This window comes from Sphingomonas sp. BL-S-05, assembly GCF_055521695.1.
The window spans coordinates 1127794-1152768 of the sequence record NZ_CM145499.1 but is presented as its reverse complement, the minus strand read 5'-3'; the positions used below and the strand labels follow the sequence as shown (position 1 = coordinate 1152768).

Genomic DNA, 24975 nt, shown 5'->3' with positions numbered 1-24975 from the left:
CTTATGCTTCGACGCAGATTGCGACGCACGCCGCGAACGGGCCGAACCGGTCCCCATCCACGTCGCCAATGGTTTCGATTGCGCGCCAGCCAGCGCCGGTGGAAAACTGCGCCGGTGCATTCGACAGATTGAACACGCACAGCATGCGCTGCCCATCGAGTTCACGCTCGAAGGCGAGGATCGCATCGGAAGCCTCGACGATCGTCATGCTGCCCGAACGCAGCGCCGGATGGGCGTTGCGCAAGCGCAGGACATGACGGGTGAAGTTGAGCAGCGAATGCGCGTCGACTTCCTGTCGGTCGACGGCGAGCGGCCGATGTGAAGCGCCCGCAGGCAACCACGGCTTGCCCGCGCCGAAGCCGAGATTTTCGGCATCGGCGACCCACGGCATCGGCGTGCGGGCACCGTCGCGCGACAGCGTCAGCGGCCAGTTGGCGATCGCCTCCGGATCCTGCAGATCCTCGAACGCGATGTCGACCTGTGGCAGCCCCAGTTCCTCGCCATTGTACAGGAAAATGTTGCCGCGGAGACAGGCGAGCAGCAGCATCTTGACCCGCCCGAACGCATCGGCATCGGCACCTTCGGGCAGCCAGCGCGATACGGCACGCGGCGCGTCATGGTTTTCGAACGCCCAGCTCGGCCATGGCGAGCCTTCGTCCCACGGCTCGATCGCGTCGCGCAGAATGCGCGGGCTAAGTTCGGGAGCGTAGAGAAAGTCGAAGCCATAGGCAGTGTTCAGCCTGTTGCCGCCGCCGCAGAACAGCTTCATCTCGCGCGTAGCGTCGTCGCCACCGATCTCGGCAACGGTGAACCGGTCGCCATCATAGCCGTCGAGCAGCACCCGCACCCGTTCGAGGAACGCCGGAATATCGGGATGGCTTTGATTATACAGCTTGCGCTGAAAATCGAACGGGCGGGTGCGCGTCTTGCCGTTGCTCGGCATCGGCGGATTGTCGCGCAGTTCCGGGTCGTGCATCGCGAAATTGATCGCATCGAGCCGGAACCCGTCGACGCCACGGTCGAGCCAGAAGCGCGCGGTATCGAGCAACGCTTCCTGCAGCTCCGCATTATGGCCGTGGAGTTGCGGCTGTTCCTTCAGGAAATTGTGCAGATAATATTGCCCGCGCCGCGCATCCCACGTCCATGCCGGTCCGCCGAACACCGACTGCCAGTTGCTGGGTGGCGAACCATCGGGCTTGGCATCGGCCCAGACATACCAGTCGGCCTTCGGATTGGTGCGGCTCGACCGGCTTTCGACGAACCACGGATGTTCGTCGCTGGTATGCGACCACACCTGATCGATGATAATCTTCACGCCTAGCGAATGTGCCTTCGCAATCAGTGCGTCGAAGTCGGCGAGCGTGCCGAAGATCGGGTCGACATCGCAATAATTCGCAACGTCATAGCCGAAATCCTTCATCGGTGACGTGAAGAAGGGCGACAGCCAGATGGCATCGACGCCGAGCGACGCGACATGATCGAGATGCGCGGTGATGCCGGGCAAATCGCCAATTCCGTCGCCATTGCTGTCGGCGAAGCTGCGCGGGTAGATTTGGTAGATCGTCGCGCCGTGCCACCAGCGGCGCGTATTCGCAGTCTCGGTCATCAGCGGGTCTCCGCGGCGCATACCGCATAGCCAAGGGCGGGAAGGTCGACGCGCACAGCGCCGGGCGCGGTCACGCTGCCGCAACGTCCGGCGAGTGCGCGGAAGCCGGTCGACGCGGTCTCGACCTGCACATTGCGGGTAATCGGCGCGGTCGAGGTGTTGAAGAGCAACAGCACTTCGGCGTTGCTGGTCGGATCGAAGCGCGAGATCGCGAGCAGGCCGGGCGTTTCCTCCCGCGCGCGCAACACCTGCCGCCCCCGGGTCAGCGCCGGGGTGGTGGTGCGCAGCTTCGCCAGTTCGGCGATCTGGCGATAGAGCGGATGCGTCGGCGTAAAGTTCGCGGTCGCGGTAGTCGCCGTCGTGCCGACCAGCTTGTTGTCGTTGTACGACGCGACCTGCGACGCGAACATGTCCTCGCGCGCGTCCTGATCATTGCCGTCGCCGGCAAATCCCTGTTCGTCGCCCGAATAGATGGTCGGCACACCGCGCAGCGTCAGCAGCATCGCGTTCGACAGCATGACGCGTGACAGGATTTCGGCATCGCTCGCTTCGGGCCGGGCTTGCCGGAGGTAGAAGGCGAAGCGGCCATTGTCGTGATTGCCGGTGAAGGTCGGCAATTGCCGTGCCGTCGCCTCGCCCCCCGCATAGAGCACATCGCCGTCGAACACGGTTTCGAAGGCATCGGTGCCCTTCTTGCCCGCGACGGTCTGCACGACGCCCTCCCGGAACGAGAAGTCGAGGACGGCGGGGAATTTGCCCGTCTTGGTCCATGCGGCGAGGCCGCCCGCGTCGAGCGACGACAGCGCGACTTCGCCGAAAATGTGGAAGTTCGGTATCCCCTTCGCCTTGGCGCGCTCCAGCATCGCCGGCACGAACGCCGCCCAGAACTCCGGGTTCACATGGCGCGCGGTGTCGATGCGATAGCCGTCGATGCCGAACCGGTCGATCCATCCACCGAAGATATCGATCATGCCCGCGACCACGCGCGGATTCTCGGTCATCAGATCGTCCAGCCCGACGAAATCGCCCATTTGCGAGCTTTCGTTGGTGAAGGTCGTGTTGCCGCGATTATGATAATAGATCGGATCGTTGAGCCACGCCGGCACCTTCACCGCCTTTTCCGGGGCGGGGACATAGGGCGTGTAGGCGAAGGACGGGTCGGTCAGCTTCGCGAAATTCTCCGCCGTCTGCACATTGTCCCCCGCGAAACCGGGGTTCTTGCCCTTGGCCGCATAGGGATAGTCGGCGCGGCTGCGATAGACGCAGGCGCTCTTACCGGCACATTCGCGATACTGGATCACGTCGGCGGTGTGGTTGGCGATGATGTCCATATAGACCTTCATCCCCCGCGCATGCGCCGCATCGACCAGCGCCTTGAAATCGGCATTGGTGCCGAGATGCGGGTCGACCTGGGTGAAGTCGGTGATCCAATAGCCGTGATAGCCGGCCGATTCCTGCCCCGGACCGCCCTGCACCGGCTTGTTCTTGAAGATCGGGCCGACCCAGATCGCGGTGGCGCCGAGCGACTGGATATAAGGCAGCCGCGCGGTCAGCCCCTTCAGGTCGCCGCCATGGTAAAAGCCCTTGGCGGTCGGATCATAGCCATGGACCATGCGGTCGCCGCGAAGGCCACCGCGATCGTTCGACCGGTCGCCATTTTCGAACCGGTCCGGCAGGACGAAATAGATCACTTCGTCCTCGGGCGCGCGGGCGCGAAAATCCTGCGCGGCGGCAGGCAGGACGCTGGAGCCGAGGGTAAGGGCCAGAAGCAGGGATCGGATCACGCGGCAACCTTTGCATCGGGCGCCGGACAATGGGCGCGCAGGAACTGGTCATGGGTCGGCATCCGCGCGACCGTGGCGGCAACATGTTTAGAATGCATGTCGAGAAACTGGTGGAGGCGGTCGGCGGGTAGCGCGTCGGCAAGCGGGTGATAGCCTTCCGCCCGCACCCCCTGCCCGACCAGCAATTGCAGCCACGCGACCTCGGCGAACAATTCATGCTCGTCGCGGACGATGCGGCCCGATTCGCGGAACAGCGCGATACGCTCGGCGAGGCTGTCGGGCAGCGGCGTCGCGCGGCGTTCCTGCCAAAAGGGCTCGTCGCGACCGTTCAATGCATAATGTGCGATCAGGAAGTCGCGCACGCCGAACCATTCGCGTTCGGACTGGCGGTTGAACTCGGCGATATCGGCCGGACGCGGTCGGGCTGCCGGCCATAGCGACAGCAGCCGGGCGATCCCCGATTGCACCAGATGGATCGACGTCGATTCCAGCGGCTCGAGAAACCCGGCGGCCAGCCCGAGCGCTACACAGTTACCGATCCAAGGCGCATGGCGACGCCCAGTGGTGAAGCGCAGCGGCTTCGGATCGGCCAGCGCCGCCCCATCGAGAGTGCCGAGCAACGTCGCCGCCGCCTCGTCGTCGGACATATGCGTACTGGCATAGACCAGCCCGTTGCCGGTCCGCGCCTGCAACGGAATGCGCCATTGCCACCCCGCCGAGCGCGCGGTGGCGCGAGTGTACGGCGTGATCGGCTGCGTCGCGACGCAGGGCACGGCCAGTGCCCGGTCGCACGGCAGCAGCGACGACCAGTCGTCCCAGCGATCGCCCGGCATCCGCCCGATCAACAGTGCGGCAAAACCCGAACAGTCGATGAAGAAATCGGCATCGATAACGCGGCCATCGTCAAGCGTAACCGCGGCGATGCCGGCATCGTTCTGGTCGATCGCGACCACCCGCCCCTCGACCCGCTCGACGCCCCCCGCCTCGGCGCGTTTGCGCAGATAGGCGGCGTAACGCGCGGCATCAAAATGATATGCCCAGGCGATCCCGGACGGTGCCTGCGGATTGCCCGGATCGCGATCGAACCGGTTCGCCGCCGCCGCCCCGGCGCAAGCGCTGTGCGACCATAAGGACGCGGGTGCGTCACCCCCACCGGCCGCCAGCCAGTAATGATGGAACGGCACCAGACCCAGCGACCGGCCGATCGTGCCGAATGCGTGAATGTAACGGCTGTCCGCCCCGTTCCAGCCGGCGAATTCGATGCCGAGCTTGAAGCTGCCACCGGTACGGGCGACGAAATCATCCTCGTCGATGCCCAGATGCTGATTGAACAGACGCAGTTGCGGGATCGTCGCCTCGCCCACGCCGACCGTTCCGATCGCATCGGATTCGATCAGCGTAACCTGCGTACCGCCGGGAAGGAACCGGGCCAGTGCCGCCGCCGTCATCCAGCCGGCGGAACCGCCGCCGACGATCGCGACGCTGCGGACGGGGTTCTGATCGATCGCCATCAACGCCTCCCGTCACCGCTGCCCGTCCGACATGCGGACGGGCGGGCTGTGGCATCAGAACCGGAACGATGCCCCGGCAAGGAAGCGCCGGCCATAGCTCTGATAATCGATCACCGCGAGGTCGTACGCCGGATCGACGGTCGCAAAGCGTTCGTCGGTCAGATTCTGCCCCTGCACGAACAGCGACAATCCTTCGAGCGTGGTGCCCTTCGGGAATTCATAGCCGATCTGCGCATCGATGATCGTTTCGTCCAGCGCGCGGCGGCGCTGGCGATTGCCGCCGAAGCCCGACAGTTCGCCGACGAAGCTCGACCGGTACCGTGCCGAACCACGCGCGCTGAACCCCCATTTCTCGAAATAGGCGGTGCCGTTGACGACCCACTTCGAATAGCCGGGAATGTCTTCGGCGGGCGAGGTCGGGGTCGGCTTGATCTGCGTCTTGGTCCAAGAACCGCCGCCGGTCACACCGAAGCCGTCGAGGAACGACACGAAGGTGTTGAGCGGCAGCGTCGCCGCCAGTTCGACACCATAGATGCTGCCGCCTTCCCCGTTGATCGGCACGTCCGACCGACCCAGCGTCGGGGTACCCGGCGGGGTACCGGTCGGGGTCGGGAACCCGCCGTAATCGAACGGGATCGTCTGATTATACACGAACGACTTCAGGTCCTTGTAGAAGCCCTGTGCCGCAATGTAGCCAGCGCGTCCGAAATATTTCTCGACCGTAAGATCGAACGAGTTCGATCGGATCGGCCGCAGGAACGGGTTGCCGCCGCCGCCGGTAATGATCTGCTCCGCAGGATTATAGCCATAGCCCTGCGAAACGCGCATATCGTCGAGGCGCGGACGCTGTACCTGCCGCGCAGCACCGGCGCGGATCACCCAGTCGCCCGGCATGCGCAACGACAGGTTGAGGCTGGGCAGCAAATCCCAGTAATCGGTACCGCGGATCGTCGGAACGAGCGTCCCGTTCGCCGCGACCAGACCCGACGACTTCTGCTCGGTCGCAACCGCCTGTACGCCGACATTCCCGGTCAGGACCGATGCGCCGATGTCCTGGTTGATGTCCGCCTGGACATACATGGTCATCAGGTCCTCGGCGATGCGGAACGCCTTGGCCGGGACGTCGAGGCTGGTATTCGGGTTCAACTGGTAGACACCACCCGCCAAAAGGTCGCGCGGATCGTAGCTGAGCATCGGACCGAGACCGAGATAATTGAGGCTGGTCGGCTCCTTCACATATTGGTCGGGAATGCGCAGCGAGCGCAGCCCGCCACTCAGCGCAAGCAGCGCCTCGACCGGATCGAGCGACTTGTCGCGATCGGTATAGTTCAGCCCCGCCTTCACCGCGCCGAAGAAGCCGTCCAGCTCCTTCTCGACCTCGAACCGATATTGCGCGATCCGGTCCTGCACCTTGCGGTCGTTATAGTAACCGGCCTGCAGGTTCGATCCGCCCCAGCCGAGCGGATCGGTCAGCAGGATCAGGTTCGGGTCGGAATAGTTGAGCGTCGGGCTGAAGCGCGTGCCGGTCCTGCCGCTGGTGAAGGCGATGGTGTCCTTCGCGCCGACATTCTGGCCGTAGCCGGTACCGGCATAGCTTTCGAGGATGATCTCCTCGCGGTCGGTGCGCGAATAGCTCGCGTCGAGCGTCGCGTTCCAGCCATCGTCGCCGCGCCACGCCATATTGTAGCCGAAGGCGTAGAGCTTTGCCTTGCGCTCGAACGCGTCGTTGCGGACGACGCCTTCGACATTGCCGAACGTGCCCGAGGTGATGAAACCGTCGCTGTTCGCGGTCGTGCCGGTCAGCTTGACGCCCTGCGGCTGGGTCGGGTCGTTGAACGCCTGTCCATAGCCGAGCGGCAGTTCGATGCCGCGCTTCAGCTGGTCGTCGTTGAAGTCCGAATAGAAGCCGTCGACCGTCACCGTCAGGTTATCGACCGGCTTGTATTGCAGCGTGCCCGACAGGCCGAGCCGCTTCAGACGGGTCGAGGTAACATAGGATTTCGATCCGCCGATCACCCCCTGCCCGTTGAAGCCGGCATAGCCCCAGGCGTTGAATTCCTGGATCTGATAGGGTTCGTCGAGATAGTTGGCCGACAGGGCGATGCCGATCGTGTCGTCGGCGAACTGGTCGATATAGGTGCCGCTGACGCGGTAGCCCTTGTCGCGCGACCCGGCGTTGAGCTTACCGAGATCGGCATAGGTGCCGCGCGCGCCGATCGAGATCGCCTGCCGGCCATATTCGAGCGGACGGACGGTGCGCAGGTCGACGGTACCCGACAGGCCCTGCCCGACCAGGTTCGCCTGACCGGTCTTGTACACCACGACCTGGCTCATGATTTCGGCCGGATACTGGTCATATTCGACGGCGCGATTGTCGCCGGTCGAGGTCTGTTCGCGGCCGTTGAGCAGCGTGGTCGAGAAGTCGGGGGCGAAGCCGCGGATCGAGATCGAATTCGACCGACCCGACACGCGCTGCGACGTCAGACCCGGCAGGCGGGCGATCGACTCGGCGATCGACGCGTCGGGCAGCTTGCCGATATCCTCGGCGCTGATCGATTCGACGACCTGATCGCGGTTCTTCTTTTCGGCGACCGCATTTTCGAGGCTGGCGCGAAAGCCGGTGACGACGATATCGACGTCTTCGTTCGCGGTGGGATCGGTCGGGTCGGTGCCGTCGGTCTGGGCCGTGGTCGGCTCCGGGGTGGTCGACGCCGTCTGTGCGAACGCGCTGCCGGCTCCTGCCAGCGCACCGGCCGCGATCAATGCCGTGATGCTGGCACCGCGCGCCAGCCGGGCGCACGACCGCGCCTGCGATGAATACCGCATTTCCCAAACCTCCCCAGAAATGGTTGATTCCCCGGTTCTTTCGCCCGGTTCGTCCGTACCCTCCTATTGAAACCATCCGGGCCGGTTGAGAAGCGGACAGCATACGTATTCAGTCGGCGCTTGCCGGTGACCGGGTGCGACCGCTACACCGGCCGTTCACTGATACGGATCAGGCCCAATGCGGCCATAAAGGACCAGGCATGGCGTCGGGCGACAAGCCGACCTCCTTCGATATCGCGGCGCTGGCCGGCGTATCGCAACCGACCGTCAGCCGGGCGCTGCGCGGCGACCGGACGGTCAGCGCCGCCACGCGGCTGCGGATCGAGGCGATCGCCGCGCAGCTTAATTACAAAGTCGACAAGAACGCGTCGGCGCTGCGGCGGGGCAGCACTTCGACACTGGCGCTGCTGTTCTTCGAAGACCCCGCGCCCGACGGTTCGCGGATCAATCCGTTCTTCCTGTCGATGCTGGGGTCGATCCTGCATACGTGCGGCGCGCGCGGCTATGACCTGCTGACCTCGTTCCAGCAGCTCTCCGCCGACTGGCATGTCGATTACGAGGACAGCCGCAAGGCGGACGGGCTGATCCTGCTCGGCTATGGCGATTTCGACGCCTATTCGCGGCGGCTCGACCAGTTGGTGGCGCAGGGGACGCATTTCGTCCGCTGGGGATCGCCCGATCCGGCGCATCCGGGCACCGTCATCGGCTGTGACAATTTTGCGGGCGGCCATGACGCCGGGCGGCATCTAATCGGACGCGGGCGACGCGCGATCGCGTTTCTCGGCGACGCGTCGAGCCAATATCCCGAATCGCGCGACCGGTATCGCGGGCTGGCGGCGGCGTTGCAGGCGGACGGGCTGCCGGTCGATCCGGGGTTGCAGGTCGACGCGTTGTCGAGCGAAGCATCGGGCTATGACGCCGCCAGTCGCCTAATCGCGCGCGGGATCGCCTTCGACGCGATCTTTGCGGCGTCCGACATGATCGCACTGGGTGCGGTGCGCGCATTGGTCGAGGCGGGGCGGCGCGTGCCCGAAGACGTCGCGCTGGTCGGGTTCGACGATATTCCCGCCGCCTCGCTGGCGCAGCCGCCGCTCACCACCATCCGACAGGATTATGCGCGGGCCGGCGAGTTGCTGGTCGACATGCTCATCCGCCGGATCGACCGTCGCGAAACCGCACCGACGCTGCTACCGCCCGAACTGGTCGTCCGAAAATCGAGCTGAGCCTCTTGCGCCAGATGATATAAAGTCACATCTGCGCGGCTATGCAACGTTCCACCCTTCTCGACGGTGCCGCGATCGGCGCGTCGCTGCTCTGCCTGATCCATTGCATCGGGCTGCCGATCCTGTTCGCGCTGCTGCCCGCGCTGGCGAGCATCGGCCTGCCGTCGTCGGAATGGCTGCATCTGCTGCTGTTGCTGACCGCAATACCGGTCAGCGCGCTGGCGCTGGTCGGCGGATGGCGCGCACATGGCTGGGTCGTGCCGATGCTGCTCGGCGCGCTGGGGCTGTCCGGACTGGCAGCGGGGCTGGCGTTCGACAGCGTACCCGGCGCGGAAACCGCGCTGACCGTCGCCGGCAGCCTCGCGCTCGCCATGGCGCATCTCGGCAACTGGCGACGGCTGCGGACCGCCTGATCCGGTCAGATGCCGATCGACACTTCCGGTCCGGCCACGCCCGGCACGTCGACCTCGAAGCGGAACAGATTGCCCGCCAGCGGCTGCGCCGCAGCCTGATCGGCATCGTGATGCTTGTTCGCGGTGGTCGCGAACACCGTCTTGCGATCGGGACCGCCGAACGCGATCTTGGTGATCGCATCGACCGGCATCTTGATCGTCTCCAGCAACTCGCCCTTGGGCGAATAGCGGCGGATGCCCCAGCCGGCGTAAAGGCTGATCCACACGCAACCCTCGGCGTCGACTGCCGGGCCGTCGGGAAAGCCTTCGGCATTCGGGATCGTCACGAACAGCCGCCGGTCGGTCAGCGATCCGTCGGCGGCGATGGTGCAGGCATAGATATGCCCGCCCAGCGTATCGACATGGTAGAGCGTCCGGCCATCGGGGCTGACCGCCGGTCCGTTGGTGATCGCAACCTGCGGACTCGACGCAATGGCCGAGCCATCGGCGGCAAGGCGATAGATCGCGCCGGTCGCCGCGCGCTCGCCATCGTCCATCGTCCCGAACCAGAGCTGGCCATTCGGCGCGACGGTCGCGTCGTTCAGCCGGTTGCCGGGCAGGTTCGGCTCCGGGTCGACCAACAATGTGAACGCGCCGGTCGTCGGGTCGAACCGGTGCAACCCGCTCTGCAGCCCGGCGATGAACTTGCCATCGGCCGAGGGCAGCACGAAACCGCATTGGCCCGGCGCGGCCCAGCTCCGCCGCTCGCCGTTCGCCGGATCGTAACGGTGGATGCGCGGCGTCTTGATACAGACGAACCACAGCGCGTTGTCGCGGTCGACCCAGTTGGGTCCTTCCAGCAACGGTGCCGACAGGTCCCAGACGCTGACCGGTTCGGACTTCTGTACCTTCGTCATTTCACCGCCACCCTGCATCCACGAAGAAGCTGTGCCCGGTTACCAGCCGCGCATCGTCGGAGGCAAGGAACAGGATCATCGCGGCAATGTCGCCTGCGACCAGGCGTCCGTTCAGGCACTGCGCCTTGACGATCTCCGCCTCCCCTTCAAGCGTGTACCATTTCAGCTGACGCGGGGTGCGGACATTGCCGGGGATGACGCAGACCGAGCGGATACCGTCGCCACCCAGTTCGCGCGCGAAGCTGCGGGTCAGCCCCTCGATCGCCGCCTTCGCGGTCTGATAAAGTGTCAGTTCCTCCAGCGCGAGGTGCCACGAGATCGACCCCATGTTGACGATCACGCCCTTGCCCCGCGCCTTCATCCCCGGGATCACCGCTTGCGCCGCGAAGAACAGGTGGCGCAGGTTCACGCCCATGCGGTTATCCCAATAGGCTTCGTCGACCTGCTCGATCGAATGGCGATCATCGCTGGCGGCATTGTTGACCAACACGTCAAACTCGCCGCCCTCCGCAATCGCCTGTTCGATCGCGGCCTTCAGCGCGGCGATGTCGGTCAGATCGACCCGCTGGAACGCCGGGGTCGGGCCGACGCCCGCCAGTTCCTCGATCAGTTGCAGCGAGTCCGCCTCGGCAATGTCGAAGAAGGTGACGTGCGCGCCCTGCCGGACGAACCCTTCGACCACGCCCGCGCCGATCCCCGACCCGCCGCCGGTGATGAGCACGCGCTTGCCGGCGAGCGAGGGATAGGAAGCGCGGACTTCGGGCGCGATCGGGTAGGCGAAATCGTCAGGCGACATGGGTGTTTCCAGCAAAGAGGTGTCAGGCGGCGATCAGGCCGCGGCGCGCGAGGTTGCGCATCAGGTCGCGAATGCCGAAACGCCACGGGTCGGCAGCCTTGGAGGTGGTGACGGTGTTCGCCAGTTCGCCGAGCGACGGGGTCGAGATCCGCACCACATCCCCCGGCTTGTGGGTGAAGCCGCGGCCCGGTTCGTCGCGGTCCTGCACCGGCGCGAAGAGCGTGCCGAGGAACAGGACGAAGCCGTCGGGATATTGATGCTCCGACAGCGCCTGCCGTACCAGATCCTCCGGATCGCGGCTGATTTCGCGCATGGTGCTGGTGCCGGTCAGGACATAGCCTTCGGGACCGTCGATGCGCAGATCGACGACCGCGTCGCGCACCGTGTCCATGGTGAAGTCGCCGTCGAACAGGCGGATGAACGGGCCGATCCCGGTCGAGGCGTTGTTATCCTTCGCCTTGCCAAGCAGCAGTGCCGAGCGCCCTTCGAAATCGCGCAGGTTGACGTCGTTGCCGAGCGTCGCGCCGACGACCTTGCCGTCGCTGGTCGCGACGACGACGATCTCCGGCTCGGGATTGTTCCACGACGAGTCCGAGCGGATGCCGACATCGGCGCCCCAGCCGACGGTCGACAGCACCGGCGCCTTGGTGAACACCTCCGCATCGGGGCCGATCGCGACCTCGAGATATTGCGACCACATGCCCGCCTCGATCAGCGCGGCCTTTAGTTCGGCGGCTTCGCTCGATCCCGGCTTCACCGAACGGATACCCCCGCCGATGCGCGCTTCGAGGTCGCCGCGAATGCCCTGCGCCGCATCGGCGTCACCGCGTGCGCGTTCCTCGATCACCCGCTCCAGCGCCGACACGGCAAAGGTCACGCCCGCCGCCTTCACGCATTGCAGGTCGATCGGCGACAGGATCGGCGGCTGATCGCCCGCCGCATCGGCCAGCGCGGCGGTGTCGCACACCACCGGACCGTCGAGCGCGGCGATATCGCTCCGCTCCAGCAAATCGGCGACGGTCGCGGCATGGGCCGACACATCGATGACCTTGCCGCCCTTCACCACCACCGGCGTCGGGCCGTCGGCCAGTTGCATCCGCCCGACCAGCAGCGCCTTGTCATGATCGGCCGGCAGCATCCGCGCGGCATGTTCGCTCTTCATGTCCGTTTCCTCAGTGATTGTGGCGCGGCGTCGTTTCCGACGTCCGGCGATATTTGAGTGCGAGGTCGAGCACGCCGCCTTCGCCAAGCTGGCCGACCTTTTCGCGGTAAATCTCTTCCCACGGCGTCTGGCTGGCCGGGACCGGCGGAATACCCTCGCCCTTGCGCCGCGCGATCTCGGCATCGTCGACCAGCATGTCGCAGCGGCCATGGTTCAGGTCGATGCGGATCGTGTCGCCGGTGCGCAGCCAAGCGAGGCCGCCACCCACCGCACTTTCGGGCGAGGCGTTGAGGATCGACGGGCTGTCCGACGTCCCCGATTGCCGCCCGTCGCCGATCGTCGGCAGGCTCTGGATACCGCGTTGGAGCAGCGCGGCGGGCGGCTGCATGTTGGTGACCTCGGCCGATCCGGGCCAGCCGATCACGCCCGCGCCACGGATGACGAGGATGCAATTCTCGTCGATGTCGAGCGCCGGATCGTCGATGCGGTGGTGGTAATCGTCCGATCCGTCGAACACGATCGCCCGCCCTTCGAAACAGCCTTCGTTGCCGGGCTGCGACAGATAGCGTGCGCGGAAATCGGGACCGATGACGCTGGTCTTCATGATCGCGACGTCGAATAGATTGCCCGACAGCACGAGGAAGCCGGCCTGTTCCTTGAGCGGCTGATCATAGGGCCGGATGACCTCGCGATCGGTGGCGACGCGGTTGGCCACATTCTCGCCGAGCGTCCGGCCGGTGACGGTCGCGACATTGCCGTCGACCTTGCCCACCGCGATCAGTTCGCTCAGCACCGCCGGCACGCCGCCGGCGCGGTGGAAGCGTTCGCCGAGGAAGCGTCCGGCGGGCTGTACGTCGACCAGCAGCGGCAGGTCATAGCCATAGTCCATCCAGTCGGACGGCTTCAGTTCGATATCGGCATGGCGCGCCATGGCGTGTAGATGCGGATGCGCGTTCGACGATCCGCCGATCGCGGTGATCAGCGCAATGGCGTTCAGGAACGACTGGCGGGTCAGGATCTTCGACGGGCGCAGATCGTCATAGGCCATGTCGACGATACGGCGGCCGGTTTCATAGGCGATCTGGCCGCGTTCGCGATAGGGTGCCGGGATCGCCGCGCAGCCGGGCAGCGACATGCCCAACCCCTCGGCGATGGCATTCATCGTCGATGCGGTGCCCATGGTGTTGCAATGGCCCGCCGACGGCGCCGAGGCGGTGGCGGCTTCGAGGAACTCCTCCTCGGTGATCTCGCCCGCCGCCAGCTTGCGCCGCGAGCGCCAGATCACCGTGCCCGACCCGACCAGATCGCCGTCATGCCAGCCGTCGAGCATCGGCCCGCCCGACAAGACGATTGCGGGGATATCGACCGTCGAGGCCGCCATGATCGCCGATGGCGTGGTCTTGTCGCAGCCGGTGGTCAGCACCACCGCGTCGATCGGATAGCCGTTCAGGATTTCGACCAGCCCGAGATAGGCGAGGTTGCGGTCGATCGCCGCGGTCGGGCGGCGGCAATTCTCGAAGATCGGATGGGTCGGGAATTCCATCGGAATGCCGCCCGCCGCCTCGATCCCGGCCTTGACCCGCTTGACCGTTTCCAGATGGATGCGGTTGCACGGCGTCAGATCCGATCCCGACTGGGCGATGCCGATGATCGGCCGTCCGCTGGTCAGTTCCTTGGGCGTGATGCCGTAGTTCATGAACCGTTCGAGATAGAGCGCGGCCATGTCGAGGCGGCCGGGCGCAGCGAACCATTCGCGCGATCGGAACGGACGGGCGGGGGTACGGGTCATCATGGCTACTCGGTCGAGAGGCCCCGCGATGCGCGGGGCCGAAGGTGGCGAAGGTTACACGTAACGCAGATTCTCAGCCCTGCATGTCCTCCAGTTCCTTGCCCTTGGTTTCATGGATGAATTTCTGGACGAGGAAGAAGCTGATGACCGCACAGGCACCATAGAAGCTGTAGGTGATCGTCAGGCCGAGGCCCGCCGCCATGACCGGAAAACTCTGCGCGATCAGATAGTTAGCGAACCACTGGGCGAAGCCGCAGATCGCCAGCGCCGAACCGCGCATCTGGTTCGGGAACATCTCGCCGAGCATGACCCACATGATCGGCCCCCAGCTGACGTTGAAGAACACGACGTAGAGGTTCGCTGCCCATAGCGCGAGCGTGCCGAGTTCGGCCGACAGCTGCAGCTTGCCCGCCGCGTCCAACGTGCCGTTGTGGAAGCAATAGACCAGCGCCCACAACGTCACCGCCATGCCCGCCGAACCGATCAGCAGCAGCGGCTTACGCCCGATCTTGTCGACCAGCGCGATGGTCACGAAGCACGCCGCGATCGACACGACACCCGACAGGATGTTGATCTGCAGCGACTGGTCTTCGGTGAAGCCGGCGAGCTGCCACAGCGTCGCGCCATAATAGAAGATCACGTTGATGCCGACCAACTGCTGGAACACCGCCAGCACGAGGCCCGCCCACACGATCGGACGGATGCCGCCCTTTACCGGGTCGAGAATGTCGCGCAGCGCCGGACGATGGTCCTTGCTGAACGAGGCTTCGATATCGCGGATCTTGATCGCGGCGGCGGCCGGACCGAACAGGCGCGTCAGCACGATGCGGGCTTCGTCCAGGCGGCCCTTCTGCACCAGATAACGCGGGCTTTCCGGGATGAAGAGCAGCGCGACGAGGAACACGGCGGCCGGGATCGCCTGCATCCAGTACATCCAGCGCCACGCCTCATAGCCGCCCCACCAGATCGAAGTGGACGCACCGGCGGCGGCGGCCAGATAATAGTTCACGACGAACGCGGCGGTCAGGCCGGTAATGATCATGATCTGCTGGATGGTGGTCATCCGCCCGCGGATGTTGGCGGGGGCGACTTCGGAGATATAGGCGGGCGACAGCACCGACGCCGCGCCGACCGCCATGCCGCCCATGAAACGGGCGATCACGAACAGCATCTGGACGTGGCTGAACCCCTGGATCAGCGCGCCGATCAGGAACAGGATCGCGGCGAGCATCATCACCTTGCGGCGACCCATCGCGTCGGCCAGCTTGCCGGCGAGGAACGCGCCGACGAAACAGCCGATCAACAGCGATCCGACCGTGAAGCCGAGCCCGGCCTCGCTCAACCCGAACGCGGTCTTCAGCCCTTCCTGCGTGCCGTTTACCGCCCCGCTGTCATATCCGAACAACAGCCCCCCGATCGTCGCCACTGCAACGATCGCGATGACGAGCGCGATGTTCACGCGCTCCCCCGTCGCCTCTACCATCCCCATCCACTCCATGTTCACCGCCGTTCGAAACGGCGTGTTAGCGGTAACGGTGGCGAATTATTACGACAAAAGCAAGCGTCCGCTATGAAAGGACCGTGCCTTTCACGCGGCCGGGCGCCGTGTCGTTCCAGGACGGCCGGCCGCCGCCGGCGCCGGTCCCGATGATTCGCGCACGATCAGTTCGTGGTCGAGCACGCGGTCCTCGCCCGCGCCCTCGTGGCCCATGCGACGGTCGCGAATCTCGGCGAGCAACATTTCCACCGCCGCCTCCGCCATCGCCGCGATCGGCTGGCGGATCGTCGTGATTTCGGGCCAGGTGGTGGTCGCCAGCGAGGTGTCGTCGAACCCGACGATGCTCAAGTCCTCGGGCACATGCAGTCCGCGACGATGCGCGACGCTGATCGCCGCTGCGGCCATGTCGTCGTTGCAGGCGAAGATCGCGGTGGGGCGGTCGTCGCGGTCGATCAGCTTCTCGCCGGCATCGATCCCCGACCGGAAGGTGAAATAGCCCTGTTCGACCGGCATGTCGGCTAGGTCGAGTCCCGCCGCCTCGATCGCCGCCACGAAGCCACGCCAGCGCTCGGCGCTCGAACCGTTATTGGGATCGCCGCGCACGAACCCGATCCGGCGATGGCCGAGGTCGATCAGATGCTGGGTCATCGCCTGCGCCGCCGTGCAATCGTCGATCCGCACCGAGGCGCGCCCCGGTTGCGCCACCCCGACCGCGACCGCGACCGATGGCGTGCCGGCGGCGTCGAGTTCGTCGCGCACCGGCACCGAATCCGACAGGGGCGGCGGCAGGATCACCCCCTGCACCGCCGTCGACGCGAAGCGCCGCGCGCCTTCGGCCTGTTCATCGGCGCTGTCGCCTTCACAGGGTTCGAGGACGAGGTGGCAGCCGACCTTGCGCGCGCCCTCCAGCGCCCCGATCAGGAAGTTCGACAGATAGGCGAGCGACGGGTTGGCGTAGAGCAGCCCGATCTGGGCCGCCTCCCCCGCCGCCAGACTGCGCGCGGCGGTGTTCGGCCAATAGTTGAGGCGCTGGATCGCCGCCAATACCGCCTCGCGCGTCGACTGGCGAACATTGGCGCCGCCATTGACGACGCGCGACACCGTCATCGCCGACACGCCCGCCGAGCGCGCGACGTCCTGCACGGTAATGCTGCCACCGCTGCGACGACTTGGCTTTTCCATGGATAAAAACCGCTCCCTTGCCGCAATGCTTATGGCGCGGAACGGGCGAATGCAAATACCGCGATCGGTTGACGGCCCGGGGCGGGAAAGATAGCTGATAGCGCTACCAAATAGCGGCGGCGGGTGAACCGGATGCCGCATGTCCCGGGAGAGAGAATGTGACCCTAGCGCCCAAGCCCGTTCGCATCGCGCTCGCCTGTCTGCTGGCGACCGCCGCGACTGGCAGCCTCGTCGCGCAGACCCGCCCCAACCGGCCGGCTTCGTCCGAGCGCATGCTGTACAAGGACGCCTCGCAACCTGTCGCCGCGCGGGTCGAGGACCTGCTGCGCCGCATGACGCTGGAGGAAAAGGTCGCGCAGATGATCGGCATCTGGGAAAAGAAGCGCGACGTCCAGGACGCGAAGGGCAATTTCTCGGCGACGAAGGCCGCGCGCGCCTTCCCCAACGGCCTCGGCCAGATCACCCGTCCGTCGGACAAGCGCGGCGTCACTGCCGGCAACAATGCGGCGGGCGTCACCGCCGATGCCGTCAACCGCACCGCGCAGGAGACCGCCGACTATATCAACGCCGCGCAGCGCTGGGCGGTCGAACAGACCCGGCTCGGCATCCCGCTCATCATGCATGAGGAAGCGCTGCACGGCTATGTCGCGCGCGGCGCCACCAGCTTCCCGCAGTCGATCGCGCTCGCCTCGTCATGGGACCCGGCGCTGGTCGAGCGCGTGTTCGGCGTGGCAGCGCGCGAGATGCGCGCGCGCGGTGCCAATCTCGCGCTCGCCCCCGTCGTCGACGTCGCACGCGATCCGCGCTGGGGCCGGATCGAGGAAACCTATGGCGAGGATCCGCATCTGGTCGGCGAGATGGGCCTTGCCGCGATTCGCGGGTTCCAGGGTACCACCCTGCCGCTCGCGCCGAACAAGGTCATGGTCACGCTCAAGCACATGACCGGCCATGGCCAGCCCGAGAACGGCACCAATGTCGGCCCGGCCAATATTTCCGAACGCACGCTGCGCGAGAATTTCTTCCCACCGTTCGAACGCGCGGTAAAAGAACTGCCGGTGCAGGCGGTGATGGCGTCGTATAACGAAATCGACGGCATCCCCAGCCATGCCAACAAATGGCTGCTCGACGACGTGCTGCGCCGCGAATGGGGCTATAAGGGATCGGTGGTCAGCGACTATTTCGCGATCAAGGAACTGAACACCCGCCACAAGATGTACGGCACCGATAGCGCCGCCGCCGGCCGCCGTGCGCTCGACGCAGGGGTCGATATGGAGCTGCCCGACGCCGATGGGTGGTCGACGCTGGCCGCGATGGTCAAGTCGGGACAGGTGCCGCAGGAACAGGTCGACAATGCCGTCCGCCGCATCCTGACCATGAAGTTCCAGATGGGGCTGTTCGAAAACCCCTATGTCGACGCCCGCACCGCCGAGGCGAAGACCGCGACCCCCGATGCTATCGCGCTGGCTCGCGAAGCCGCCGTGCGATCGATGGTGCTGCTCAAGAACCGGAACGACTTACTTCCGCTCGACCCGGCCAAGGTCGGCAAGATGCTGGTCGTCGGCACCCATGCCCGCGACACCCCGATCGGCGGCTATTCGGACGTGCCCCGCCATGTCGTCAGCGTGCTGGAGGGGATGCAGCAGGCGGCACAAGGTCGCTTCTCGGTCGACTATGCCGAGGGCGTGCGCCTGACCCGCAGCCGCCAATGGGCCGGCGACAAGGTCGAACTGGTCCCGCCGGCCGAAAACGCCCCGCTGATCGAGGAAGCGGTGCGCAAGGCGGCACGGGCCGACACGATCCTGCTGGTGCTGGGCCAGAACGAACAGTTGAGCCGCGAAGCTTGGGCCGACCAGCATCTCGGCGACCGGCAGAAGCTCGACCTGATCGGCGAGCAGAACGAGCTCGCCCGCCGCTTGTTCGCGACCGGCAAACCGGTGGTCGTCGTGCTGCTCAACGGCGGGCCGCTTGCCGCAACTTATCTGGAGGCGAACGCGCCCGCGATCGTCGAGGGCTGGTATCTAGGGCAGGAGACCGGCAATGCCGTCGCCGACGTCGTGCTGGGCCGCGCCAATCCCGGCGGCAAGCTGCCGGTGTCGGTGCCGCGCGGCGAGGGGCAGTTGCCGATCTTCTACAACCACAAGCCGACGTCGCGGCGCGGCTATCTGTTCGACAGCACCGCCCCGCTCTATCCGTTCGGCTATGGCCTGTCCTATACCAGCTTCGACGTCGGCGCGCCGCGGCTTGCCAAGGCGACGATCGGCCGCGACGAGACGGTGCGCGTGTCGGTCGACGTCGCCAATACTGGCCGCCGTGCGGGCGATGAAGTCGTCCAGCTCTATGTTCGCGACGACGAAGCGACGGTCACCCGCCCGGTGCTCGAACTGAAACACTTCCAGCGCGTGACGCTGCAGCCGGGCGAACGGCGGACGGTGACATTCGACCTGAAGCCTGCCGACCTCGCCTTCTGGAATGTCGACATGCACCGCGTCGTCGAACCCGGCACCTTCACGATCAGCGCGGGCAACAGTTCGACCGCGTTGAAGGCCACGACGCTGACGGTCCGCTGACCGACAGCGTATCCCCTCCCCTTACCGGGGAGGGGCCTTACCGGTCGTCCGCCGCGCAATAGCCGCGGATGAACGCCCGGTGCGTCGGCATGTAATCCGCCGACTTGCCAATCGCGTCGCAGATATGCGCCAGCCGTGCCCGCGTTTCGTCGAGCGAGAGCGTCCCGGCGATCGGATCATGGCTCTCGGCACGCATCCCCTGCCCGTTCATCACCGCGAACCAGCTGGTGTCGTTGAACAGTTCCTCATTCTCGCGAAACGTCCGGCCATGGGTGCGGAACACCCGCATCTTTTCGGCCAGCCGCTCGGGGACCGCCATCGTCCGGCAATGCCGCCAGAAATCCGAATCGTCGCGTTCGGTGGCGTGGTAATGCAGGATGATGAAGTCGCGGATCTCGGCATATTCGGTCGACAGGATGCGGTTGTAGCGTTCGATCTCGGCGCTGCGGAAGTGCCGGTCGGGAAACATCGCCATCAGCCGCGACAGACCCGACTGGATCAGCCAGATGCTGGTCGATTCGAGCGGTTCGAGGAAGCCCGACGAGAGGCCGATGGCGACGCAATTCTTGATCCACATCGCGTCGCGGTGCCCGGTGCGGAACGGCACGAAGCGGGGTTCGGCGAGCGGCTCGCCATCGAGATTAGCCAGCAGGATCGCCGTCGCCTCGTCGTCGCTCATATGCGCGCTGCTGAACACATGGCCGTTGCCGATGCGGTGCTGCAACGGGATGCGCCATTGCCAGCCGGCGCGCCGGGCGGTCGACCGGGTGAAGGGCGCCATCGCCTCGGTCCCTGCGCACGGCACCGCCACCGCGCGGTCGCAGGACAGCCAGTGCGACCAGTCGACGAACTTCGCGCCCAGCGTCTGTTCGATCAGCAGCCCGCGAAACCCCGAACAGTCGATGAACAGATCGCCCTCGATCCGCCGGCCGTCCGCCAGCGTCACGGCCTCGACGAACCCGTCCTCGGGGCGAAGCGCGACGCGATCGATCCGCCCTTCCTGCCGCACGACGCCGCGCGCCTCGGCATAGCGGCGCAGATAGCGGGCATAGAGCCCCGCATCGAAGTGATAGGCATAGGCGATGTCGCTGAGCGGCGAATTGCCGGCATCGATCGGGCGCATGAACTTGCCCTGTTCGCTCGCCATCGCCTGCAACGACCAGGGTTCGATCGTGGGCGCCTCGCCCAGCGCGTGCAACCGCAGCCAATAGGCATGGAACGAGATGCCGTTCATGTTGATGCCGTAGCTGCCGAACGGATGGAAATAGCGGTGGCCGATCCGCGCCCAGTCGACGAATTCGATGCCCAGCTTGAAGCTGCCCTGCGTCTCGCGCAGGAATTCCGCCTCGTCGATGCCGAGCATGCGGTTGAAGGTCGCCATTTGCGGGATGGTCGCCTCGCCCACCCCGACCGTGCCGATCGCGTCCGATTCGACCAGCGTTATGTCGCAATAGTCGGTGGTCAGCAGCTTGGCGAAGGTGGCAGCCGCCATCCACCCCGCGGTCCCGCCCCCGACGATGACGATCCGACGGATGCGATCGTCACTCATGCTGTAGTCCGTCCGCAGGTCGGCGGCATCGCGTCGGCGGACGCCCAATTACGCCATTCCATTTTCTGGGATTCCGTTTCGTTGGTTGTACAGGAGCGGGCGTCGGGCGCAGGGTCGGCGACACTTTTGCAACACATACGCACTTATTCAATATAGCTCACTTCCTAAGCTATTGCTCCATCGCAAGCTTCTCCCCTAAGCCCAACCCCGAACCAAAAATGCGCGTCGTAATGATAGCGCTACCATATTCCGGGGAGGAAGTTCTACGTGCCATTCCACGCAACCCATTCGTCGTACGGTGATCGGTCGCTCGCCGTGGCGCTGAAGGCCGGCGCGTCGCTCGTCGCGCTTTGCCTTGCCGCACCGACGCTTGCCCAGACCGCCGCTGGCGACGTCTCGCAAAGCTCGATCGCGCCGGGCCCCGACAACGCTGACAACCAGGCGGAACCGACCCAGGCTCCCGATGACAGCGCCGCCCCTGACATCGTTGTCACCGGCTTTCGCCAGTCGCTGTCGAGTGCTCAGGGCATCAAGCGCAATTCGGACGTGATCGTCGATTCGGTCACCGCCGAGGATATCGGCGCACTGCCCGACCGTTCGGTCACCGAAACGCTGCAACGCATCCCCGGCGTGTCGATCAACCGCTTCGCCGCCGGCGTCGATCCCGACCATTTCTCGGTCGAGGGGTCGGGCGTGGTCGTGCGCGGCCTCACCTATGTCCGCTCCGAATTCAACGGACGCGATGCCTTTTCCGCAGGGAACAGCGGCGGGCTCAGCTTTGCGGATGTGCCGTCCGAACTGCTCGGCGGCGTCGACGTGTTCAAGTCGCCTTCTGCCGACCGGATCGAGGGCGGCATTGCCGGCGTCGTCAACCTGCGCACGCGCAAGCCGTTCGATCAGAAGGGGCTGCTCGTCTCCGCCAATGCCGAGATGAATTACGGCGAGTTTGCGAAGAAGGGGGCACCGTCGCTGTCGGCGCTGGTCAGCAACCGCTGGCAGACCGGCATTGGCGAATTTGGCCTGCTCGGTTCGATCAGCTATTCGCAGCTTTATACCCGCGCCGACCGGCTGGGCATCTCTTCGTTCCGCGTCCGCCCGATCTACTCGGACGGCACTCGCAACGACGTCGTCGCCTTCGACGGCGCGACCCAGACCGGCGAAGGGCTGTTCCCGCGCGGCGCGGTGATCGGCAGCCAGGATTTCAACCGCGAACGCTATGGCTATTCCGCCGCCGCCCAGTGGCGGTCGAACGACGGCTCGATCGAGGCGACCGCGCAATTCCTGCGCTCCGACGCGCGGCAGGCGTGGAACGAACGCACCATCGAAATCGCGACCGACAACGTCACCACCAACGGCGACTCGCGCGCCCGCGCCGGCACGACGCTGAACTTCGACGATAGCGGCCTGTTCGAAAGCGGCATCATCACCGCGCCGACCGGCTGGCGCGCCGACCAGCAGGGCCTCGACCCGCGTACCCCTGCGTCGGGGCTGCAGTCGAACAACCAGGGTCGCGAACAGATTTCGAAGAACGTCACGACCGACTATTCCTTCAATCTGAAATGGGACGTTAGCAGCCGGCTCGGCCTGAACCTCGATTACCAGCATGTCGTCTCCGCCAACCGCACCGTCGACAACGGCCTGTGGACGTCCAGCTATCAGGACGCGCAGATCCGCCTGAATGGAAAGGGTATCCCGGAGGTCAGCTTCATCGCGCCGCAAACCTGCGACACGACCTGCGTCGGCACGCCCGGAACCGACGTCTATCCGACCTATTTAAGCGGTACGCATCAAAGCTTCATCGATCCGTACAACACCTTCTATCGCTCGGCGATGGACCATTCCGAGGAATCGGACGGCAATTCGGACGCGGTGCGGCTCGACCTCGAATATAGCTTCCCCGAATCGGGCTTCCTTCGCGCGGTCCGCGCTGGCGGTCGCTTCGCACAGCGTGACACGGTGTCGCGTTTCTCAGCCTACAATTGGGGCGTGCTGTCCGAACAATGGGGCAATAACGGCCCGGTCTGGCTGACCGACAATGTCGACGGCGATCCGACCACCGATGGCGGCGCGCCGCTGAACGTGACGCAGCCATTCTTCTACAACAATTTCCTGCAGGGTCGCACGCCCAGCCCCGCCGGCCCCGGGCGCCTGTTCTATTCGGGGCGTCCGGCCAGCAATCTCGAACAATATCGCGAGCTTGGGTTGCTGATCGGTCGCGAATGGCAACCGGGCACCACCTGTGCCGACGGCCGCGCGATCAATGCCGGCTGGAACCCGCTGAACCAGCGCTGCGACGTGGTGCCCGGCACCGACTATCTGCGCGGCGAGGTCAATCCGCAGACCGAACGCAACAAGGCCGCCTATGTCATGGCGCGGTTCGACACCGAATTCGGCAATGGGTGGAAGCTGAACGGCAATGTCGGCGTCCGCTACACCAGCACGCAGCGGATCAGCCAGGGCTTCCAGTCCTTCCCGACCGTCACGTCGCTGCCGACCGCGGCGCAATGTTCGGAAGCGATCGGTCAGGTGATTGCCGGCGAGACCGGGGCGACCGTCCCCGCCTTCTGCGCATTGCCGAGCGCCCAGCAGACAAGCTATCAGAATTTCCTGAACGGTGCGGTCGTCGCCAACAATGTCGACCTGACCTATGACTATTGGCTGCCGAGCCTCAACGTGCGGCTGGAGGTCGGCAACGGCCTGCAATTCCGCGCCGCTTATGGCAAAGGCGTGTCCCCGCCGTCGCCGGGTCTGGTGCGCAACTATTATACCGTGGGTCTCACCACCCAGTCGCAGCTCGACAGCACCGGTGCGCAGGTTCCGATCGTCGTCAATCCCGACGGCACCCTGCCCCCGAACCAGGTGCAGGTGTTCGGCCAGTTCAACGCCGGCAACCCGTATCTGCTGCCGACCGAGGCCGACAGTTTCGACCTGACCGGCGAATGGTATTTCTCGCGCGTCGGATCGATCACCGTGTCGGGCTTCTACAAGCGGTTGAGCAAGGTGCTGACCAACGATACCCAGCGTCAGACCTTCACCAACAATGGCGAGAGTTTCGAGGCGATCGTCACCACCCCGGTCAATTCGGACGCGACTGGGCATATTCGCGGGGTCGAGGTCGGCTATCAACAGACCTACGACTTCCTGCCGGGCGCGTTGAAGGGGCTGGGCCTGCAGGCCAACTACACGTTCATCAGCAGTTCGGGCGTGCCGCAGGCGGTACTGTCCGCCACCGACCCGGCGGTCGCCGCCGGTCAGCAGCCGACCATCACCGGAACCAGCTTCCCGCTGCAGGGGCTTTCGAAGCACCAGTTCAACGTCACCCCGTTCATCGACATCGGGATATTGTCGCTGCGGGCGTCGTATAACTGGCGGTCGGACTATCTGTTGACGTTGCGCGACGTCATCACCCCGTTCGATCCGATCTTCCAGCGGGCCTATGGCCAGATGGACGCATCGGCATTCGTGCAGGTTACGCCGCAATTCCGGATCGGCATCCAGGGTGTGAACCTGACCAACGCGATGACGGTCACCGAAGCCGCCGTGGCGGACCAGAATGACGCGATCCGGCGTGTGCCGCGGCAATGGTATGTGAATGACCGGCGCTACTCGATCGTCGCGCGCATGAATTTCTGACGTCGTTCAGAACGTGAACGCGAAAACGCCGCCGGGGTAACCCGGCGGCGTTTTTGTTCGTTCGTTTCGGGCGAGCAGGTCACGGCTGAAGCCGAGGTCTCGGCCGCCGACCATACGCCCGGAGAGATCAGCGCGACGTCAGCAGCACCGCGTTCGACCGATCGAGCATCCGCAGTCCGCGGCGCGCCACGTCATGGGCGCTGGCGACCTGATCCGACGGCATCAGCAGCGACGCATCTTCGCCGGCCAGCACGCGCGTGTACAGCGCACGCGCCGCATCGGGGCGGTCGGTCATCGCATAGACGGCGGCGAGGTTCAGCAGCACCTGCGGCTCGCGACTTCCCGCGCGGGCGTCGCGCTCCAATGCGCGTTCGGCGGCCGGGAGGTTACCGGCAGCAATGGCGGCGTGCGCATATTGCGCATCCTGGGCGTTCGCGCTGGCGGCGATCCCCATGGCCGCCAGCGCCGGGGCAAGCAGTACGAGCGTTCCGATTCGCATGACATCATCTCCCGTTTGTTACATCGTGATGACATCAATGT

At 65.5% G+C, this 24975-nt stretch carries 16 protein-coding genes; 4 read left to right on the top strand and 12 right to left on the bottom strand.

The genetic code is table 11. The features are described from left to right. Window position 1: 1 nt before the first annotated feature. From ACZ1JS_RS05155 to ACZ1JS_RS05140, 4 genes are read right to left on the bottom strand one after another with little or no spacing between them, the layout of a single operon-like run. Complete coding sequence (locus tag ACZ1JS_RS05155; RefSeq protein ID WP_465168002.1) at window positions 2-1606, bottom strand: alpha-glucosidase family protein; 1605 nt, start codon at window positions 1604-1606, stop codon at window positions 2-4. Continuing rightward, a complete protein-coding gene (locus ACZ1JS_RS05150; protein WP_465168001.1) occupies window positions 1606-3390 on the bottom strand; it encodes an alpha-amylase family glycosyl hydrolase in 1785 nt (594 codons plus the stop codon). The genes ACZ1JS_RS05155 and ACZ1JS_RS05150 overlap by 1 nt, the downstream gene beginning before the upstream one ends. After that, entirely contained in the window at window positions 3387-4901 is a 1515-nt protein-coding gene (locus ACZ1JS_RS05145) for a tryptophan halogenase family protein (protein ID WP_465168000.1), read from the bottom strand. The genes ACZ1JS_RS05150 and ACZ1JS_RS05145 overlap by 4 nt, the downstream gene beginning before the upstream one ends. A gap of 54 nt (window positions 4902-4955) precedes the next feature. Then, window positions 4956-7727, bottom strand: coding sequence for a TonB-dependent receptor (locus ACZ1JS_RS05140; protein ID WP_465167999.1), 2772 nt, complete (start codon window positions 7725-7727; stop codon window positions 4956-4958). Between the two features lie 200 nt (window positions 7728-7927). Between ACZ1JS_RS05140 and ACZ1JS_RS05135 the strand changes: the two genes are divergently transcribed. After that, complete coding sequence (locus ACZ1JS_RS05135) at window positions 7928-8950, top strand: LacI family DNA-binding transcriptional regulator (protein ID WP_345875986.1); 1023 nt, start codon at window positions 7928-7930, stop codon at window positions 8948-8950. Between the two features lie 41 nt (window positions 8951-8991). Further along, a complete protein-coding gene (locus ACZ1JS_RS05130; RefSeq protein WP_465167998.1) occupies window positions 8992-9363 on the top strand; it encodes a MerC domain-containing protein in 372 nt (123 codons plus the stop codon). A gap of 5 nt (window positions 9364-9368) precedes the next feature. Here the strand turns inward: ACZ1JS_RS05130 and ACZ1JS_RS05125 are convergent, their stop codons facing one another. From ACZ1JS_RS05125 to ACZ1JS_RS05100, 6 genes are all read right to left on the bottom strand, one after another. Beyond that, window positions 9369-10259: an SMP-30/gluconolactonase/LRE family protein gene (locus tag ACZ1JS_RS05125; RefSeq protein WP_465167997.1), complete on the bottom strand. Its 891-nt coding sequence runs from the start codon at window positions 10257-10259 to the stop codon at window positions 9369-9371. 1 nt (window position 10260) lies between these two features. Further along, a complete protein-coding gene (locus ACZ1JS_RS05120) occupies window positions 10261-11055 on the bottom strand; it encodes an SDR family NAD(P)-dependent oxidoreductase (protein ID WP_465167996.1) in 795 nt (264 codons plus the stop codon). A 22-nt stretch (window positions 11056-11077) separates the two neighbouring features. Beyond that, entirely contained in the window at window positions 11078-12217 is a 1140-nt protein-coding gene (locus ACZ1JS_RS05115) for a fumarylacetoacetate hydrolase family protein (RefSeq protein ID WP_465167995.1), read from the bottom strand. 10 nt (window positions 12218-12227) lie between these two features. After that, the gene (locus tag ACZ1JS_RS05110; RefSeq protein ID WP_465167994.1) at window positions 12228-14009 is read right to left on the bottom strand and encodes an IlvD/Edd family dehydratase; all 1782 of its coding nucleotides are present in this window, start codon (window positions 14007-14009) and stop codon (window positions 12228-12230) included. A gap of 70 nt (window positions 14010-14079) precedes the next feature. Next, window positions 14080-15489: a sugar porter family MFS transporter gene (locus ACZ1JS_RS05105; protein WP_465167993.1), complete on the bottom strand. Its 1410-nt coding sequence runs from the start codon at window positions 15487-15489 to the stop codon at window positions 14080-14082. Between the two features lie 105 nt (window positions 15490-15594). Then, window positions 15595-16686 carry a LacI family DNA-binding transcriptional regulator gene (locus ACZ1JS_RS05100; RefSeq protein ID WP_465167992.1) on the bottom strand — a complete coding sequence of 364 codons (1092 nt, stop codon included), beginning with the start codon at window positions 16684-16686 and terminating at the stop codon, window positions 15595-15597. 272 nt (window positions 16687-16958) lie between these two features. On the opposite strand from ACZ1JS_RS05100, the gene ACZ1JS_RS05095 reads away from it, so the two are divergent. Beyond that, entirely contained in the window at window positions 16959-19253 is a 2295-nt protein-coding gene (locus ACZ1JS_RS05095) for a glycoside hydrolase family 3 N-terminal domain-containing protein (RefSeq protein WP_465168634.1), read from the top strand. Window positions 19254-19290: 37 nt separating this feature from the next. Here ACZ1JS_RS05095 and ACZ1JS_RS05090 read toward each other — a convergent pair whose 3' ends face one another. After that, window positions 19291-20802, bottom strand: a complete 1512-nt coding sequence (locus tag ACZ1JS_RS05090) for a tryptophan halogenase family protein (protein WP_465167991.1) — start codon at window positions 20800-20802, stop codon at window positions 19291-19293. Window positions 20803-21069: 267 nt separating this feature from the next. Here ACZ1JS_RS05090 and ACZ1JS_RS05085 point away from each other — a divergent pair, with 267 nt between their 5' ends. Next, window positions 21070-24435: a TonB-dependent receptor gene (locus ACZ1JS_RS05085; RefSeq protein ID WP_465167990.1), complete on the top strand. Its 3366-nt coding sequence runs from the start codon at window positions 21070-21072 to the stop codon at window positions 24433-24435. A 127-nt stretch (window positions 24436-24562) separates the two neighbouring features. Here the strand turns inward: ACZ1JS_RS05085 and ACZ1JS_RS05080 are convergent, their stop codons facing one another. Continuing rightward, window positions 24563-24934 (bottom strand): tetratricopeptide repeat protein, encoded by a 372-nt coding sequence (locus ACZ1JS_RS05080; RefSeq protein WP_465167989.1) that lies wholly within the window; start codon window positions 24932-24934, stop codon window positions 24563-24565. Between the last annotated feature and the right edge of the window lie 41 nt (window positions 24935-24975).